15 protein-coding genes are annotated in these 15,666 nt (G+C 70.3%); 5 read left to right on the top strand and 10 right to left on the bottom strand.

Going from position 1 to position 15,666, the window contains the following annotated elements; translation table 11 throughout:
- Window positions 1-16 precede the first annotated feature (16 nt).
- Together ACZ5VD_RS15965 and ACZ5VD_RS15960 are read left to right on the top strand one after the other, a co-directional pair.
- Window positions 17-1,543, top strand: a complete 1,527-nt coding sequence (locus ACZ5VD_RS15965) for an AlkA N-terminal domain-containing protein (protein ID WP_468682531.1) — start codon at window positions 17-19, stop codon at window positions 1,541-1,543.
- 41 nt (window positions 1,544-1,584) lie between these two features.
- Window positions 1,585-2,070 (top strand): methylated-DNA--[protein]-cysteine S-methyltransferase, encoded by a 486-nt coding sequence (locus tag ACZ5VD_RS15960; protein ID WP_468682530.1) that lies wholly within the window; start codon window positions 1,585-1,587, stop codon window positions 2,068-2,070.
- Between the two features lie 10 nt (window positions 2,071-2,080).
- Here the strand turns inward: ACZ5VD_RS15960 and ACZ5VD_RS15955 are convergent, their stop codons facing one another.
- Window positions 2,081-2,449, bottom strand: coding sequence for a VOC family protein (locus tag ACZ5VD_RS15955; RefSeq protein WP_468547916.1), 369 nt, complete (start codon window positions 2,447-2,449; stop codon window positions 2,081-2,083).
- A gap of 254 nt (window positions 2,450-2,703) precedes the next feature.
- Window positions 2,704-3,477 (bottom strand): SIR2 family NAD-dependent protein deacylase, encoded by a 774-nt coding sequence (locus ACZ5VD_RS15950; RefSeq protein WP_468682529.1) that lies wholly within the window; start codon window positions 3,475-3,477, stop codon window positions 2,704-2,706.
- Between the two features lie 124 nt (window positions 3,478-3,601).
- On the opposite strand from ACZ5VD_RS15950, the gene ACZ5VD_RS15945 reads away from it, so the two are divergent.
- Both ACZ5VD_RS15945 and ACZ5VD_RS15940 read left to right on the top strand, forming a co-directional pair.
- Entirely contained in the window at window positions 3,602-4,060 is a 459-nt protein-coding gene (locus tag ACZ5VD_RS15945; protein WP_468682528.1) for a pentapeptide repeat-containing protein, read from the top strand.
- Window positions 4,039-5,514 carry an oxidoreductase gene (locus tag ACZ5VD_RS15940; protein WP_468682527.1) on the top strand — a complete coding sequence of 492 codons (1,476 nt, stop codon included), beginning with the start codon at window positions 4,039-4,041 and terminating at the stop codon, window positions 5,512-5,514. The genes ACZ5VD_RS15945 and ACZ5VD_RS15940 overlap by 22 nt, the downstream gene beginning before the upstream one ends.
- Window positions 5,515-5,623: 109 nt before the next feature.
- Here the strand turns inward: ACZ5VD_RS15940 and ACZ5VD_RS15935 are convergent, their stop codons facing one another.
- A complete protein-coding gene (locus ACZ5VD_RS15935) occupies window positions 5,624-6,118 on the bottom strand; it encodes an NUDIX domain-containing protein (RefSeq protein WP_468547912.1) in 495 nt (164 codons plus the stop codon).
- 282 nt (window positions 6,119-6,400) lie between these two features.
- On the opposite strand from ACZ5VD_RS15935, the gene ACZ5VD_RS15930 reads away from it, so the two are divergent.
- Window positions 6,401-7,561 (top strand): glycerate kinase, encoded by a 1,161-nt coding sequence (locus tag ACZ5VD_RS15930; protein ID WP_468547911.1) that lies wholly within the window; start codon window positions 6,401-6,403, stop codon window positions 7,559-7,561.
- A 91-nt stretch (window positions 7,562-7,652) separates the two neighbouring features.
- On the opposite strand, the gene pssA is transcribed toward ACZ5VD_RS15930, so the two are convergent.
- The 7 genes from pssA to ccrA form a co-directional block, all read right to left on the bottom strand.
- Window positions 7,653-8,471, bottom strand: coding sequence for a CDP-diacylglycerol--serine O-phosphatidyltransferase (gene pssA / locus ACZ5VD_RS15925; protein WP_468548310.1), 819 nt, complete (start codon window positions 8,469-8,471; stop codon window positions 7,653-7,655).
- Between the two features lie 22 nt (window positions 8,472-8,493).
- Complete coding sequence (locus ACZ5VD_RS15920) at window positions 8,494-9,150, bottom strand: phosphatidylserine decarboxylase (RefSeq protein ID WP_468547910.1); 657 nt, start codon at window positions 9,148-9,150, stop codon at window positions 8,494-8,496.
- 170 nt (window positions 9,151-9,320) lie between these two features.
- A complete protein-coding gene (locus ACZ5VD_RS15915; protein WP_468547909.1) occupies window positions 9,321-10,526 on the bottom strand; it encodes an acyl-CoA dehydrogenase family protein in 1,206 nt (401 codons plus the stop codon).
- 2 nt (window positions 10,527-10,528) lie between these two features.
- On the bottom strand, window positions 10,529-11,041 hold the full coding sequence (locus ACZ5VD_RS15910; RefSeq protein WP_328751601.1) for a MaoC family dehydratase: 513 nt from the start codon (window positions 11,039-11,041) through the stop codon (window positions 10,529-10,531).
- Window positions 11,042-11,045: 4 nt separating this feature from the next.
- Window positions 11,046-12,005 (bottom strand): HpcH/HpaI aldolase/citrate lyase family protein, encoded by a 960-nt coding sequence (locus ACZ5VD_RS15905; protein ID WP_468547908.1) that lies wholly within the window; start codon window positions 12,003-12,005, stop codon window positions 11,046-11,048.
- Window positions 12,002-14,029 (bottom strand): protein meaA, encoded by a 2,028-nt coding sequence (locus tag ACZ5VD_RS15900; RefSeq protein ID WP_468547907.1) that lies wholly within the window; start codon window positions 14,027-14,029, stop codon window positions 12,002-12,004. Before ACZ5VD_RS15900 ends, ACZ5VD_RS15905 begins: the two co-directional genes overlap by 4 nt.
- 15 nt (window positions 14,030-14,044) lie before the next feature.
- A complete protein-coding gene (gene ccrA, locus ACZ5VD_RS15895) occupies window positions 14,045-15,382 on the bottom strand; it encodes a crotonyl-CoA carboxylase/reductase (RefSeq protein WP_468682679.1) in 1,338 nt (445 codons plus the stop codon).
- Between the last annotated feature and the right edge of the window lie 284 nt (window positions 15,383-15,666).

Genomic DNA, 15,666 nt, shown 5'->3' with positions numbered 1-15,666 from the left:
GGACGATGCTGGACCCATGCAGATGGGGATGCACACCGACACCGAGCGCTGTGTGCGGGCCGTCCGGTCCAAGGACGCCCGCTTCGACGGCTGGTTCTTCACCGCCGTCCTGACCACCCGGATCTACTGCCGGCCGAGCTGCCCGGTGGTGCCGCCCAAGCCCGAGAACATGGTCTTCCACCCGAGCGCGGCGGCCTGCCAGCAGGCGGGGTTCCGGGCCTGCAAGCGGTGCCGGCCGGACACCAGCCCCGGCTCCCCGGAGTGGAACCGGCGCGCCGACCTCGTCGCCCGGGCCATGCGTCTGGTCGCCGACGGCGTCGTCGACCGCGAGGGCGTGCCGGGGCTCGCCGCCCGGCTCGGCTACAGCACCCGGCAGGTCGAACGCCAGCTGCTCGCCGAGCTGGGCGCGGGTCCGCTGGCCCTCGCCCGCGCGCAGCGCGCCCAGACGGCCCGGATCCTCATCGAGACGACCCCGCTCCCGATGGCGGAGATCGCCTTCGCGTCCGGTTTCGCGTCGATCCGTACCTTCAACGACACCGTGCGTGAGGTCTTCGCCCTGTCGCCCGGCGAACTGCGCGCCCGGCTCCCGAAACGGGCCCGGCCCGCCGCCGGGAGCCGGGGCGGCGGCGACTCCGGGGCGCGTCCCTCGGACACCCCCGGTGCCCTCACCCTCCGCCTCCCCTTCCGTACCCCCCTCAACCCCGACAACCTCTTCGGACACCTGGCCGCGACCGCCGTACCGGGCGTCGAGGAGTGGCGGGACGGCGCCTACCGCCGCACGCTGCGACTGCCGTACGGCCACGGCATCGTGGCCCTCGCCCCGCGCCCCGACCACATCGCCTGCCGGCTCACCCTCACCGATCTGCGCGACCTGACCGTCGCCATCAGCCGCTGCCGTCGCCTGCTCGACCTGGACGCCGACCCCGTCGCCGTGGACGACCAGCTGCGCACGGATCCGTTGCTCGCGGCCCTGGTGGACAAGGCCCCCGGCCGGCGCGTCCCGCGGACCGTCGACGAGGCCGAGTTCGCCGTCCGCGCGGTCCTGGGCCAGCAGGTCTCCACGGCGGCGGCCCGTACCCACGCGGCCCGCCTGGTGACCGCGCACGGCGACCCGGTCGACGACCCCGAGGGCGGCCTCACCCACCTCTTCCCGACCCCCGAGGCGCTCGCCGCGGTGGACCCCGCCACGCTGGCCATGCCCCGCACCCGCCGCGCGACCTTCACCACCCTCGTCGGTCAACTCGCCGACGGCACCCTCAATATGGGCGTCGAGAGCGACTGGTCCCAGACCCGCGCCCGGCTGCTCGCGCTGCCCGGATTCGGCCCCTGGACCGTCGACGTCATCGCGATGCGCGCCCTCGGCGACCCCGACGCGTTTCTCCCCACGGACCTCGGAATCCGGCGCGCCGCCCAGGAGTTGGGCCTGCCGTCCACCCCGGCGGCACTCACCGCCCGCGCTGCGGCCTGGCGCCCCTGGCGGGCGTACGCGGTCCAATACCTGTGGGCGACCGACAGTCACCCGATCAACTTCCTCCCCGCATGAGGAAGTTCACACGCCGATCCAAGGACATCGAAGGACATCGGATGAAGCGGCACACCCTGATCGACAGCCCCTACGGCCCTCTCACCCTCGTCGCCGACGACGGCATCCTGTGCGGTCTCTACATGACCGGCCAACGCCACCGCCCACCGGAGGAGTCCTTCGGCGAGCGTGCCGACCTGCCGGCCTTCGGCGAGGCCACCGACCAGCTGAAGGCCTACTTCGCGGGCGAGTTGAAGGAGTTCACCCTCGAACTCCGCCTGCACGGAACCCCGTTCCGGCGCACGGTCTGGGAACAGCTCCAGAGGATCCCGTACGGCGAGACCCGCTCCTACGGCGAACTGGCCGACGCCCTCGGCAACCCCGCCGCCTCCCGCGCGGTCGGCCTGGCCAACGGCAGGAACCCGGTCGGCATCATCGTGCCGTGCCACCGCGTCGTCGGCGCGAACGGCGGCCTCACCGGGTACGGCGGCGGCCTGGACCGCAAACAGCGGCTCCTGGACTTCGAGAGCGGCCCGGCGCTCTTCTAGATCCGCCCGCTCAGCCGGCCAGCTCCGCCGCGCTGCGCTCCACACAGAACTCGTTGCCCTCCGGGTCGGCGAGGACCACCCAGCCCGTGCCGTCCGGCCTCCGACGGTCGTCGACGAGTGTGGCGCCGACGGCGAGGAGGCGCTCGACCTCCTCCTCCCGGGTACGGTCCTGCGGCTGGAGGTCGAGATGCACCCGGTTCTTCACCGTCTTGGGCTCGTCGACGGTGACGAACAACAGCCCGGCGGCCTGGATCAGTGCCTCCGGGTCACCGGGCTGGTCGTCGTCGTGCAGGGGGTGGCCCAGTACCTCGGCCCAGAAGCTGCCGAGTCGGTAGGCGTCGGCGGAGTCGATGGTCGTATGGCGAATCGCTGAGGTCATGGCAGGGATTGTGATCCAGTCGCCGACTTCCCGCACCAGGTTTTCCGGCGCGGCGCCGACGGGTTCCCGCATCACCCGACCTGCCGGTTCGCCGCGCTTCCGCCGTACACCGCCGCCCGCCGACAGCCGTCGACCCACATGCCCGACCGCTGACGCCCCGGAGCGTCGGCCTTCAGCCGCCCCGTCCCTCTTCGAGGGGTGGGGCGGCCTGCCGCTCGGCCGACGCCCCCTGCGCCGTCGGCGAAGCGGCACTCTCAGTCGGTGCGCTCCGCGCAACCGAACCCGGCCGGTCGGCCGTCCCCTTCGCCCCTCAGCTCCTGGAGGAGCTTCGGCAGCGCGGTGCCGATGGGCTCCCGGACGACCTGATCGGCCCGTTCGTCGTACGGCGTCGGCTCGGCGTTCACGATGACCAGGCGGGCCCCGTGGTCGGCGGCGACACCGGCCAGCCCGGCGGCGGGCTGCACCTGGAGACTGCTGCCGACGGCGATGAACACCTGGCAGGCCTTGGTGACGGCGACCGCCTCACCGAGCACCACGGGATCGAGCCGCTCGCCGAACATCACCGTCGCCGACTTCAGGATCCCGCCGCACTCCCGACACCGCGGATCGCTCTCCCCGGCCTCGACCCGCGCCAGCGCGTCCTCCATCGGCCCCCGCACACGGCACCGGGTGCACACCACACTCCGGGCGCTCCCGTGCAGCTCCAGCACCTTGCGGGCCGGCATCCCGGCGAGCTGGTGCAGCCCGTCCACGTTCTGTGTGATCACCCTGACCGGCACCCCGGACCGCTCCAACTCGACCACCGCCAGGTGCGCGGGGTTCGGTTCGGCCCGCAGCGTGCGGTTCTCCCGCCGCATCTGCCAGGAGCGCCGCCGGATCTCCGGATCACCCATGTAGTACTCGTAGGTCACCAGCTTCTCGGCCTCGGGATCGCGCCGCCACAGCCCGTTCGGCCCGCGGTAGTCGGGGATCCCGGAATCGGTCGAGATGCCTGCGCCACTGAGCAGGGCGACGAGCGGCTTGTTCATGCGGCCGAGGGTAGGTCGCCACGGTGCCGTGGGCCAACGGAATTGCGGGCGAGGGGGAGGAGAGGGAGGAAGGCGCCGGAAAACCAGGGGGACGGTCACCGGCCCGGCTGACAGGCTGGGGCGCATGACCACGCCCATGACCGCGGCACAACGACTGGCCGCGCTGCACCGCCACGCGGCCGTGCGCGGTGAGGACTTCACCGGCCTGAACCTGTCCTCCGCTCGTGCGTCACACCTGTGGTTCACCCGCTGCTCGTTCGCCGGCGCCGATCTGCGCCACGCCACCCTGGACGGATGCCGGTTCAAGCTCTGCGACCTCAGCGGCGCGAACCTGCGGGGGGCCTCACTGCGCGGGATCAGCCTGGCCGGATGCGATCTCCGGGGTGCCGACCTGCGCGACACCGACCTGACCGACGCCGGGTTCGGAAGCGTGAACACGGGCACACCCCTGCTGGGTCCGACCGACGTCACCGGCGCCCGGTTCGAGGGAGCGTCCCTGCGCCACGTTCAGGCGGACGGCGTCATCGGATGGCCACCCGGGCGGGCCGCTACCCTTCCCGCGTGTACGCGTACGAGGAACTGACGTCGGCCGAGCGGGAGTTGTGGGACGCGTTTCCCACCGGGCGCACCGCGGACCTGCGGACCGGCGATGACGACGACCTGGCGGACGGGGCCCACTGGGATGCTGGGCGGAGCGTCCGCGCGGGTGTCGTGGCCGCTCTGTTGCTCGGCGGAAACCCGGGACAGGCGGGGGCCGTTCCCGCGCTGCGGCTCACGGGGGCCCGGATCAGCGGCGCGCTCGATCTCGGCGGCGCCGAGATCGGACACGGCATGTGGTTCGAGCGATGCTGGTTCGAGCAACCGGTCGGCCTCTACGGCGCCGCCACCCGAACGGTGTCGATCAAGGGCAGCAGCGTTCCGGGCGTCGACCTGACCATGGCCCGGGTGGAGGGCCGCGTCGAGCTGCGCAGGTCGGTGGTGCGGGGCAGGCTGTCGCTGCTGAACGCCCGCATCACGGGGGAGCTGGGCCTCACCGACGCGGCGCTGTCCCACCCCGGCGACTGGGCGGTCTTCGCGGGCGGGCTCGTGGTGGAAGGCGGAGTCTTCTGCCGCCGGGCCACGGTGGACGGAGGGATCCGCCTCCTGGGAGCGCACCTGTCCGGCGGCCTCCACATGGAGGGCGCGCGGCTGCACCATCCCGACGCCGTCGCCCTCCTCGCCGATCACACGTCCGTGACCAGCGTGGCGTTGACGCGGGGCTTCACCGCGCACGGGACGATCAGCCTGCGCGGCGCGCAGATATCGGATCAGCTGTCCCTCGACGGGGCCGTCCTCACCGCCCGGGACACGGCCCTTGACTGCGCCCGGATGCAGGCGGGCGTCTTCGTCTTCACACCGGCCGGGGCGCCGTCCGGACTGGTGGACCTCCAGGACGCCCAGGCGGTGTCGCTCCACGACCGGGAGGGCGTCTGGCCGGACGCCGTCCGGCTGCAGGGATTCACCTACGGCTCCCTGCACGCGAAGGACGCGTTCCCGGCGAGCTCCGTGGCGTCCCGAGTGGCCTGGGTCGAGCGCGATCCCGGCTATGCCGCGCAGCCGTACGAGCAACTGGCGGGCTGGTACCGGAAGATCGGCCACGACGACGACGTACGCCGGGTGCTGCTCGCCAAGCAGCGCCGCCGCAGGAGAACCCTGGGCCTGCCCGCCCGGCTGTGGGGCCACCTGCTCGACGCCACCGTCGGCTACGGCTACCGCCCCTGGCTCGCCGGCGTATGGCTCGCGGCCCTCGTCCTGCTCGGATCGACCGTCTTCGGCACCCACACCCCCCGGGCGACCGACCCCGGCCGGGTGCCGCCGTTCAACGCCTTCGTGTACACCCTCGACCTGCTGGTCCCCATCGGCGGCTTCGGCCAACGCACGTCCTGGTACTGGCAGGGCGGCCCGGTCGCCTGGCTGGCCTACGCGCTCGTCGCGGCGGGCTGGATCCTGACGACGGCGGTGCTGGCGGGCATCACACGAACCCTGAACAGGAACTGAGCCGGAACCGGACGGGAACGGTTCGGACCTCGGACATCGGGCCGCGGACCTCGGCGTCGGGTTCCCCGAGGGCCGTACTCCGTACTCCGCACCGCGCGCGGGAGCCGCGTCAGGCCACCCGGTGGCCGTTCTCCAGCTCCGCCGTCCCCGCGCCCTGCGCGATCACGTCGAGGGCGGTCAGGACCCGGTGACCCAGCGAGCCGGGCAGGTACTCGGCGAGTTCCTCGCGCGGGACCATCCGCCAGGACAGCAACTCCTCCTCCTGGAGACGGATCGCCTTGAAGTCGTCCTCGCCGAGGACACCGCCGTCGTAGAGATACGCCACCAGCGGCGGGCGGGCCGTCCCGTGCACCCAGTCCACCGTGAGCAGCCGGCCGAGTTCACGGTCCAGCCCGATCTCCTCGAAGGTCTCCCGGCGCGCGCCCTGGCGCGGGGTCTCACCCTCGTCCGACTCGATCGTGCCGCCCGGCAGCGCCCAGCCCTCCCGGTAGTTGGGCTCGACGAGCAGCACCCGCCCCTCCGCGTCGCGGAAGAGGGCGGCGGCGCCGGCGAGGACACGGGGGAGACCCGCGATGTACGTGGCGAAGTCTTCACTGGTGGTCATCAAGGAAGCCTAACCAGCTCTCGCGACCTCACTCCCCCCTTCACCGCCGCCCCGGCCCCCGAGGCAGCGGTGGGGAACCCGCGCTCGGTGCCCACAGGGGCCATGGCCGCCGAGGTACCCGATTCCGGGCGGTACCCGTGCGGCGGCGGTCCGCACAGGGACCGCCCAGGGTTGTCCCAGGGTCCGGTCGGGGCATGACGGCGGAGGCGTCCGCCGGTTAAGGTCGCAGCGGCGCGACTGGCCTTGACGTGCGTGGGGCCTGGAGAGCAAGGGGTTGACAAGGTGGCGGACGCTGCAGGCAACGATGGCCGGGCGAGGGCGCGGGTACTCATCGCCGCGGACAAGTTCAAGGGCTCGCTGACGGCCGTACAGGTCGCGGAGCGGGTGACGGCAGGGCTGCGCCGGGTCGTACCGGACCTCGACGTGGAGTCGCTGCCCGTGGCCGACGGCGGCGACGGGACGGTGGACGCGGCGGTCGCGGCCGGATTCGAACGCCGGGAGGTGCGGGTCGCCGGCCCGCTCGGGCAGGAGGTGACGGCCGCGTTCGCGCTGCGCGGCGACACCGCGGTCGTGGAGATGGCGGAGGCGAGCGGGCTGCAGCGGCTGCCCGCGGGCGTCTTCGCACCGCTCTCGGCGTCCACGTACGGCTCCGGGGAGCTGCTGCGGGCCGCGCTGGACGCGGGGGCCGCCACGATCGTGTTCGGGGTCGGCGGCAGCGCCACCACGGACGGCGGCGCCGGCATGCTGTCGGCGCTCGGCGCGCGGTTCACGGACGCGGCGGGGGAGCCGGTCGCCCCGGGCGGCGGCGGCCTCGCCGAGCTGGACTCGGCCGATCTGACCGGCCTGGACCCACGGCTCGCCTCCGTCGACCTCGTCCTCGCGAGCGACGTCGACAACCCGCTCACCGGCCCGAAGGGCGCACCGGCCGTCTACGGCCCGCAGAAGGGCGCCGCCCCGGACGACGTGGCGACGCTGGACGCGGCGCTCGCGCACTACGCGAAGGTGCTGGAGCGGGCGGTCGGCGCGAAGGCCGCCGAGTACGCGGCCTCGCCGGGTGCGGGCGCGGCCGGCGGCATCGGCTACGGGGCGCTGCTCCTGGGAGCCCGTTTCCGCCCCGGCATCGAGGTCATGCTCGACGTCCTCGGTTTCGGGCCCGCCCTGGCGAAGGCCACCCTGGTGATCACCGGCGAGGGCTCCCTCGACGAGCAGACCCTGCACGGCAAGGCCCCGGCGGGCGTCGCGGCGGCGGCCCGCGCGGCGGACAAGGAGGTCATCGCGGTGTGCGGCCGGCTCGCCCTGCAGCCGGAGGCGCTGGGTCGGGCCGGCATCCGCCGCGCCTACCCGTTGACGGCGGCGGAGCCGGACGTGGCGAAGTGCATCGCCGAGGCGGGTCCGATCCTGGAGCGGGTGGCGGAGTCCATCGCCCGGGACTTCCTGACCTGACCTGACCTGAGCCGGTTTCCCGGACTTCCGGAGCAACGTCGAAGGGCCCCGAGCCAAGCGGCTCGGGGCCCTTCGAGGTGTCGTACGACGGCTACGGCAGCTGTGCCGCACGCGCCTCACGCCGGTTGCCCCGGAAGTTGTTCACCCGGCGGGCCGTGGCGAACAGCGGGATGACCGCGCCCATGACCAGCTGGAGCGCACAGCCCGTCTGCAGGAGCAGCTGGCCGCCGGGGGCATCGAACGCCCAGGCCGCCAGGAGGCCCATGCCGGAGACGATCCAGGCGACCATCGCCACCGCGAGGGGGCCCCGCGGCTTCGGGTACTCGACCCTGCTCACCATGAGCCAGGCGGTGCCGACGATGGCCATGAGCGTGGCCACGAACGGCAGTTCCAGGAGCACGATCGAGACGACCGTCAGGGCGCCGAAGGGACTCGGCATGCCCTGGAAGGTGCCGTCCTTCACCGTCACACACGAGAATCTGGCGAGCCTCAGCACCACGGCGAGCAGCACGACGATCGCGCCGACCGCCGCCACCTTCTGGTACGCGTCGTCCGCGACCATGCCGTACACCAGCACGAAGTACGCCGGCGCGAGGCCGAAGCTGATCAGGTCGGAGAGGTTGTCCAGCTCGGCGCCCATGGGGGAGGAGCGCAGCTTGCGTGCCACCAGGCCGTCGAACAGGTCGAAGACCGCCGCGCACAGCATCAGGATGACCGCGGTGGCCGCGCTGTTGCGCGCCATGCCGGATTCCTGGCTGTTGGTGAGATGCGGGATGAGGATGCCGGTGGTGGTGAAGTACACCGCCATGAAGCCGCAGGTGGCGTTGCCGAGGGTGAGGGTGTCCGCTATTGAGAGGCGGAGAGAGAGGGGCATCTCCTCCTCTTCGTCCACCTCGTCGGCCTCGGGCACCCAGCCCGTCTGAGTCTCCGGATCAATCACGGTCAATGCGAGTCACCCCAGCCACGGTCTTCTGGCCGACCTCGACCGCTACCTCGACGCCCTCCGGCAGGTAGATGTCGACCCGCGAACCGAAACGGATCAGGCCGATCCGCTCGCCCTGCTCGACCTTCGTGCCCTGCGGCACGTAGGGAACGATACGACGGGCCACCGCGCCGGCGATCTGGATCATCTCGATGTCACCGAGTTCGGTGTCGAAGTGCCAGACGACGCGCTCGTTGTTCTCGCTCTCCTTGTTGAAGGCCGGAACGAACCCACCCGGGATGTGCTCGACCGACGTCACCGTGCCGGAGAGAGGCGCGCGGTTGACGTGGACGTTCAGCGGGCTCATGAAGATCGCGACGCGGGTGCGACCGTCCTTCCACGGCATGATGCTCTGCACCACGCCGTCGGCGGGCGAGATGACCCGGCCCTGGGTGATCTCGCGCTCGGGGTCGCGGAAGAACCACAGCATGCCCGCCGCGAGCGCGGTGGCGGGCACGGCGACGGCCTTGGCGACGCCGGAGCGGCGAGCGCGGACCAGGCTGACTGCTGCGGTGGCGACGGTCGGGAGAAGCCACGGCGATGCTCCGCGCGCGAGGCGTACGCCGACCTGGCTGTCGCGAGGTGCAGAGGTTTGGCTGTGGGGCATGGATGACCTTCGTAGCGGATGATGCCGCGCTGCGGGAGGGGGACGGCGGCTTTCCCGGGATCGTACCGGTCGTGGGCCACAACTGGGTAAGCCAGGAAGCCGAGTCGGCGGCTGAAGCGTGTTGACGGGGTGTGATCTTCTTCTCGAAGAAAACCCCCCAACCAGGACATCTAGCCTTGGAACCGATACTCTTCGAGCAGCCTGCGACCGATGATCATTTTCTGGATCTCGGCGGTACCTTCACCGATCAGCAGCATCGGGGCCTCGCGGTAGAGGCGCTCGATCTCGTACTCCTTGGAGAAGCCGTAGCCGCCGTGGATCCGGAAAGCGTCCTCCACGACCTCTTTGCAGTACTCGGAGGCGAGGTACTTCGCCATCCCCGCTTCAAGGTCGTTTCGTTCCCCTGAATCCTTTTTGCGTGCCGCATTCACCATCATCGCATGGGCGGCCTCGACCTTGGTAGCCATCTCGGCCAGTTTGAACTGGATCGCCTGGTGCTGGGCGATCGGCTTGCCGAAGGTGTGGCGCTGCTGGGCGTAGGAGACACCCAGTTCGAAGGCACGCTGAGCTACACCGCAGCCACGCGCGGCCACATTGACGCGGCCCACTTCCACGCCGTCCATCATTTGGTAAAAACCTCGGCCGGTGGTCCCGCCGAGCACGCGATCGGCCGGAAGCCGCAGGCCATCCATGATCAACTCGGTGGTGTCGACGCCCTTGTAGCCCATCTTGTCGATCTTCCCGGGGATGGTGAGGCCGGGGCGGACCTCTCCGAAGCCGGGCTCCTTCTCGATCAGGAAGGTCGTCATCGACTTGTGGGGCGCGGTGCCCTCAGGGTGTCCTTCGTCACTTCGGACGAGAACGGCGACCAGACTTGACGTCCCACCGTTCGTCAGCCACATCTTCTGGCCGTTCAGGACGTATGCGTCACCGTCCTTGACCGCCTTCGACGAGATCGCCGAGACGTCCGAACCCAGAGCCGGCTCCGACATCGAGAACGCGCCCCGGATGTCACCGGCCGCCATCCTCGGCAGGAAGTGGTCCTTCTGCTCCTGCGTGCCGTGCTGCTTGAGCATGTACGCCACGATGAAGTGGGTGTTGATGATGCCGGACACCGACATCCAGCCGCGGGCGATCTCCTCCACGCACAGCGCGTAGGTGAGGAGCGACTCGCCCAGACCGCCGTACTCCTCGGGGATCATCAGCCCGAACAGGCCCAACTCCTTGAGCCCGTCCACGATCTGCTGTGGGTACTCGTCGCGGTGCTCCAGCTCGGTCGCGACCGGGAGGATCTCCTTGTCCACGAAGTCGCGGACGGTGGACAGGATCTCCTGCTGGATGTCGGTCAGACCGGCGGTCTGGGCGAGTCGCGCCATGGCTACTTCTCCTGCTCCTTGAGCTGGGGCCGGCCGGGCTGTTCGCCGCCGCGCTCCTTGATGTACGTCTCGGTCGGCACCAGCACCTTGCGGCGGAACACGCAGACCAGCGTGCCGTCCTGCTTGTAGCCCTTGGTCTCCACGTACACGATCCCGCGGTCGTTCTTCGACTTGGACGGCCACTTGTCGAGCACGGTCGTCTCGCCGTAGAGCGTGTCGCCGTGGAAGGTCGGCGCCACGTGCTTGAGCGACTCGATCTCCAGGTTCGCGATCGCCTTGCCGGAGACGTCCGGCACCGACATGCCGAGCAGCAGGGAGTAGATGTAGTTCCCGACCACGACGTTCTTGCCGAAGTCCGTCGTCTTCTCGGCGTAGTTGACGTCCATGTGGAGCGGGTGGTGGTTCATGGTGAGGAGACAGAAGAGGTGGTCGTCGTACTCCGTGACGGTCTTCCCGGGCCAGTGCTTGTAGACAGCCCCGACCTCGAACTCCTCGTAGGTGCGTCCGAACTGCATGGCCCTACGCCTCCGGAATCTCGAACTTCGACGTGCGCTGCATGCCGGCGGCCCGTCCCTTGCCGGAGATGACCAGCGCCATCTTGCGGCTGGCCTCGTCGATCATCTCGTCACCGATCATCGCGGAGCCCTTCTTGCCGCCCGCCTCGGACGTGAAGTACTCGTACGCGTCCAGGATCAGCTCGGCGTGGTCGTAGTCCTCCTGCGAGGGCGAGAAGATCTCGTTGGAGGCCTCGACCTGGCCCGGGTGCAGCACCCACTTGCCGTCGAAGCCGAGGGCCGCGGCGCGCTGGGCGACCTCGCGGTAACCGTCCACGTTGCGGATCTGCAGGTAGGGGCCGTCGATCGCCTGGAGGTTGTTGGCGCGGGCGGCCATCAGGATCTTCATCAGGATGTAGTGGTAGGCGTCCGCCGGGTAGCCGGGCGGCTGCTCGCCCACGACCAGCGACTTCATGTTGATCGACGCCATGAAGTCGGCCGGGCCGAAGATGATCGTCTCGACGCGCGGCGAGGCCTGCGCGATCTCGTTGACGTTGTTGAGGCCCTGCGCGTTCTCGATCTGCGCCTCGATGCCGATCTTGCCGACCTCGAAGCCCATCGTCTTCTCGATCTGCGTCAGCAGCAGGTCGAGGGCGACGACCTGCTGGGCCGTCTGCACCTTCGGCAGCATGATGCAGTCGAGGTTCTGGCCCGCGCCCTCGACGACCGTGACGACGTCGCGGTACGTCCACTCGGTCGTCCAGTCGTTGACGCGCACGACCCTCGTCTTGCCCGTCCAGTCACCCTCGTTGAGGAACTTGACGATGGTGTGCCGCGCCTCGGGCTTGGCGAGCGGCGCGCACGCGTCCTCCAGGTCCAGGAAGACCTGGTCGGCCGGGAGGCCCTGCGCCTTCTCCAGGAAACGCGGGTTCGAGCCCGGTACCGCCAGGCAGGAGCGCCGCGGACGAAGACGGTTGACGGTCATGCGGGGACCTCCAGGGGGTCGAGCTTGTTCGCTTTGCGGATCTCGTCGACGATACGGCCGATGATCCCGGTGATGTCGAAGTCCTTCGGGGTGAAGACCGCGGCCACTCCGGCCGCCCTGAGCTGCTCGGCGTCCGCGTTCGGGATGATCCCGCCGGCGATCACCGGGATGTCGGGCGCACCGGCCTCGCGCAGCCGGTCCAGCACGTCCGGCACCAACTGGGCGTGCGAGCCGGAGAGGATCGACAGGCCGACCGCGTGCACGTCCTCTTCGAGGGCCGCGTCCACGATCTGCTCCGGGGTGAGCCGGATGCCCTGGTAGACCACCTCGAACCCGGCGTCACGGGCCCGCACGGCGATCTGCTCGGCGCCGTTGGAATGCCCGTCCAGGCCCGGCTTGCCGACCAGGAAGCGCAGCTTGCCGACGCCGAGGTCCCGAGCCGTCAGGTCGACCTTGCGGCGCACCCCGGCCATCGCGGAGCCCTCCTCGGCGGGGACCGCCACCGGGGCCGAGGAGACGCCGGTCGGTGCCCGGAACTCGCCGAACACCTCGCGCAGCGCCCCGGCCCACTCACCGGTCGTGACCCCGGCACGGGCGCACTCCAGGGTGGCCTCCATGAGGTTGGCGGTGCCCTTGGCCGCCTCCTTCAGCCTCTCCAGCGCCTTGCACGGGCGCGGGTGGTTGAAGGGCGGTTGGTAGCGGGTGTCGCGCCAGTGCTGGAGTCCCGCGATCACCCGGGCCTCGACGGCCGGGTCGACCGTCTGGATGGCCGTGTCGAGGTCGGCCGTCAGCGGGTTGGGCTCGGTCGTCTCGAAGACGTTGACGCCGATGATCTTCTCCTGGCCGGACTCGATCCGGGCCCGCCGCTCGGCGTGCGAGGCGACCAGCTGGGACTTGAGGTAGCCCGACTCGACGGCCGCCATCGCGCCGCCCATCTCCTGGATCCGCCCGATCTCCGCGAGGGACTCCTCGACCAGCTCGGCCACCTTGGTCTCGATGACCTTCGAGCCCTCGAAGATGTCCTCGTACTCCAGCAGGTCGCTCTCATGGGCGAGCACCTGCTGGATGCGCAGCGACCACTGCTGGTCCCAGGGGCGGGGCAGGCCGAGCGCCTCGTTCCAGGCCGGCAGCTGCACGGCACGCGCGCGGGCGTCCTTCGACAGCGTCACGGCCAGCATCTCCAGCACGATCCGCTGGACGTTGTTCTCCGGCTGCGCCTCGGTCAGACCGAGGGAGTTGACCTGGACGCCGTAGCGGAAGCGGCGCTGCTTGGCGTTCTCGATGCCGTAGCGCTCGCGTGTGACCTGGTCCCAGATGCGGCCGAACGCCCGCATCTTGCACATCTCCTCGACGAAGCGGACGCCCGCGTTCACGAAGAAGGAGATGCGCGCGACGACGTCGCCGAACTTCTCCGGGGGCACCTGCCCGGAGTCCCGGACGGCGTCCAGCACGGCGATCGCCGTGGACATCGCGTACGCGATCTCCTGGACCGGTGTGGCGCCCGCCTCCTGCAGGTGGTAGCTGCAGATGTTGATCGGGTTCCACTTCGGCAGGTGGGAGACCGTGTACGCGATCATGTCCGTCGTCAGCCGGAGTGAGGGCACCGGGGGGAACACGTGGGTGCCCCGCGACAGGTACTCCTTGACGATGTCGTTCTGGGTCGTGCCCTGGAGCCGGGTGATGTCCGCACCCTGCTCCTCGGCGACGACCTGGTAGAGCGCCAGCAGCCACATGGCGGTGGCGTTGATGGTCATCGAGGTGTTCATCTGCTCCAGGGGGATGTCCTGGAACAGCCGGCGCATGTCACCGAGGTGCGCGATCGGCACACCGACCCGGCCCACCTCGCCGCGGGCGAGGATGTGGTCGGAGTCGTAGCCGGTCTGCGTCGGCAGGTCGAACGCCACCGACAGACCGGTCTGGCCCTTGGCGAGGTTGCGCCGGTACAACTCGTTGGACGCCTCGGCCGTGGAGTGACCGGCATAGGTCCGCATGAGCCACGGCCGGTCCTTCTGACGCTCAGTCATGTGCGGGACCTCAGCTCAGATGTTCCGGAAGCGGTTGATGGCGTCGATGTGCTGCGCGCGCTTCTCCGCGTCGCGGACGCCGAGGCCCTCCTCGGGGGCCAGGCACAGGACGCCGACCTTGCCCTGGTGGACGTTGCGGTGCACGTCGTGCGCGGCCTGCCCGGTCTCCTCCAGGGAGTACACCTTGGACAGGGTCGGGTGGATCTTGCCCTTCGCGACGAGCCGGTTGGCCTCCCAGGCCTCGCGGTAGTTGGCGAAGTGCGAGCCGATGATCCGCTTCAGGGACATCCACAGGTACCGGTTGTCGTACTCGTGGTTGAACCCGGAGGTCGAGGCGCAGGTGACGATCGTGCCGCCCTTGCGCGTGACGTACACGCTGGCGCCGAAGGTCTCGCGGCCCGGGTGCTCGAAGACGATGTCGACGTCCTCGCCGCCGGTGAGCTCACGGATCCGCTTGCCGAAGCGCTTCCACTCGCGCGGGTCCTGGTGGTGCTCGTCCTTCCAGAACTTGTAGTCCTCGGCGGTGCGGTCGATGATCGCCTCGGCGCCCATCCGCCGGCAGATGTCGGCCTTCTGCTCGCTGGAGACGACACAGATCGGGTTGGCTCCGCCGGCCAGCGCGAACTGCGTGGCGTACGAGCCCAGTCCGCCGCTGGCGCCCCAGATCAGGACGTTGTCACCCTGCTTCATGGCGGCACCGTTGCGGGAGACCAGCTGCCGGTACGCGGTGGAGTTGACCAGCCCGGGGGCGGCGGCCTCCTCCCAGCTGAGGTGGTCCGGCTTCGGCATCAGCTGGTTGGACTTGACGAGCGCGACCTCGGCGAGACCGCCGAAGTTGGTCTCGAAGCCCCAGATGCGCTGCTCGGGGTCGAGCATCGTGTCGTTGTGCCCGTCGCTGGACTCCAGTTCCACGGACAGACAGTGCGCGACGACCTCGTCACCGGGCCGCCAGGCGTTCACGCCGGGGCCGGTGCGCAGGACGACGCCCGCCAGGTCGGAGCCGATGATGTGGTACGGCAGGTCGTGGCGCCTGGTCAGTTCCGAGACCTTGCCGTAGCGCTCCAGGAACCCGAACGTCGACAGCGGCTCGAAGATCGAGGTCCACACGGAGTTGTAGTTGACCGAGGAGGCCATCACGGCCACCAGGGCCTCGCCCGGGCCCAGTTCGGGCAGCGGCACCTCGTCCAGGTGCAGCGACTTGCGCGGGTCCTTCTCGCGGGTCTGCATGCCCGCGAACATCTCCGTCTCGTCCTTGTGCACGGTGATCGCGCGGTACGAGTCGGGGAGCGGCAGAGCGGCGAAGTCGTCCGGCGTCGAGTCCGGCGACTGGATCGCGTCCAGGATGTCCTTCACGGTCACGGTATTGCCTCCGGCGAATGGCGTCTTGAGGGGAGACGCTGAGGGTTGCGTCGGTGCTGCTGAGGTGGGCTGGGAACGGCCGTCGGTTCGGCGGTGGTGCTGTTCGGCAGCGCTTTGTGGCGCGGGAGGTTGCCTGTGACGCAGGCGTCCGGGCGGGACAAGCCGATGACTTGTTGGGACAGCCGACGTACGTATGGTCTCTGCACGCCGGCCGCCCGGACATCTTCAACGTATGACACCGCGTGTCACCTCGCAAGGCACTGAGTGCCAGAACTTGC

It is taken from the genome of Streptomyces sp. NPDC032822, assembly GCF_055578825.1.
This window is presented reverse-complemented; position numbering and strand designations above follow the sequence as displayed.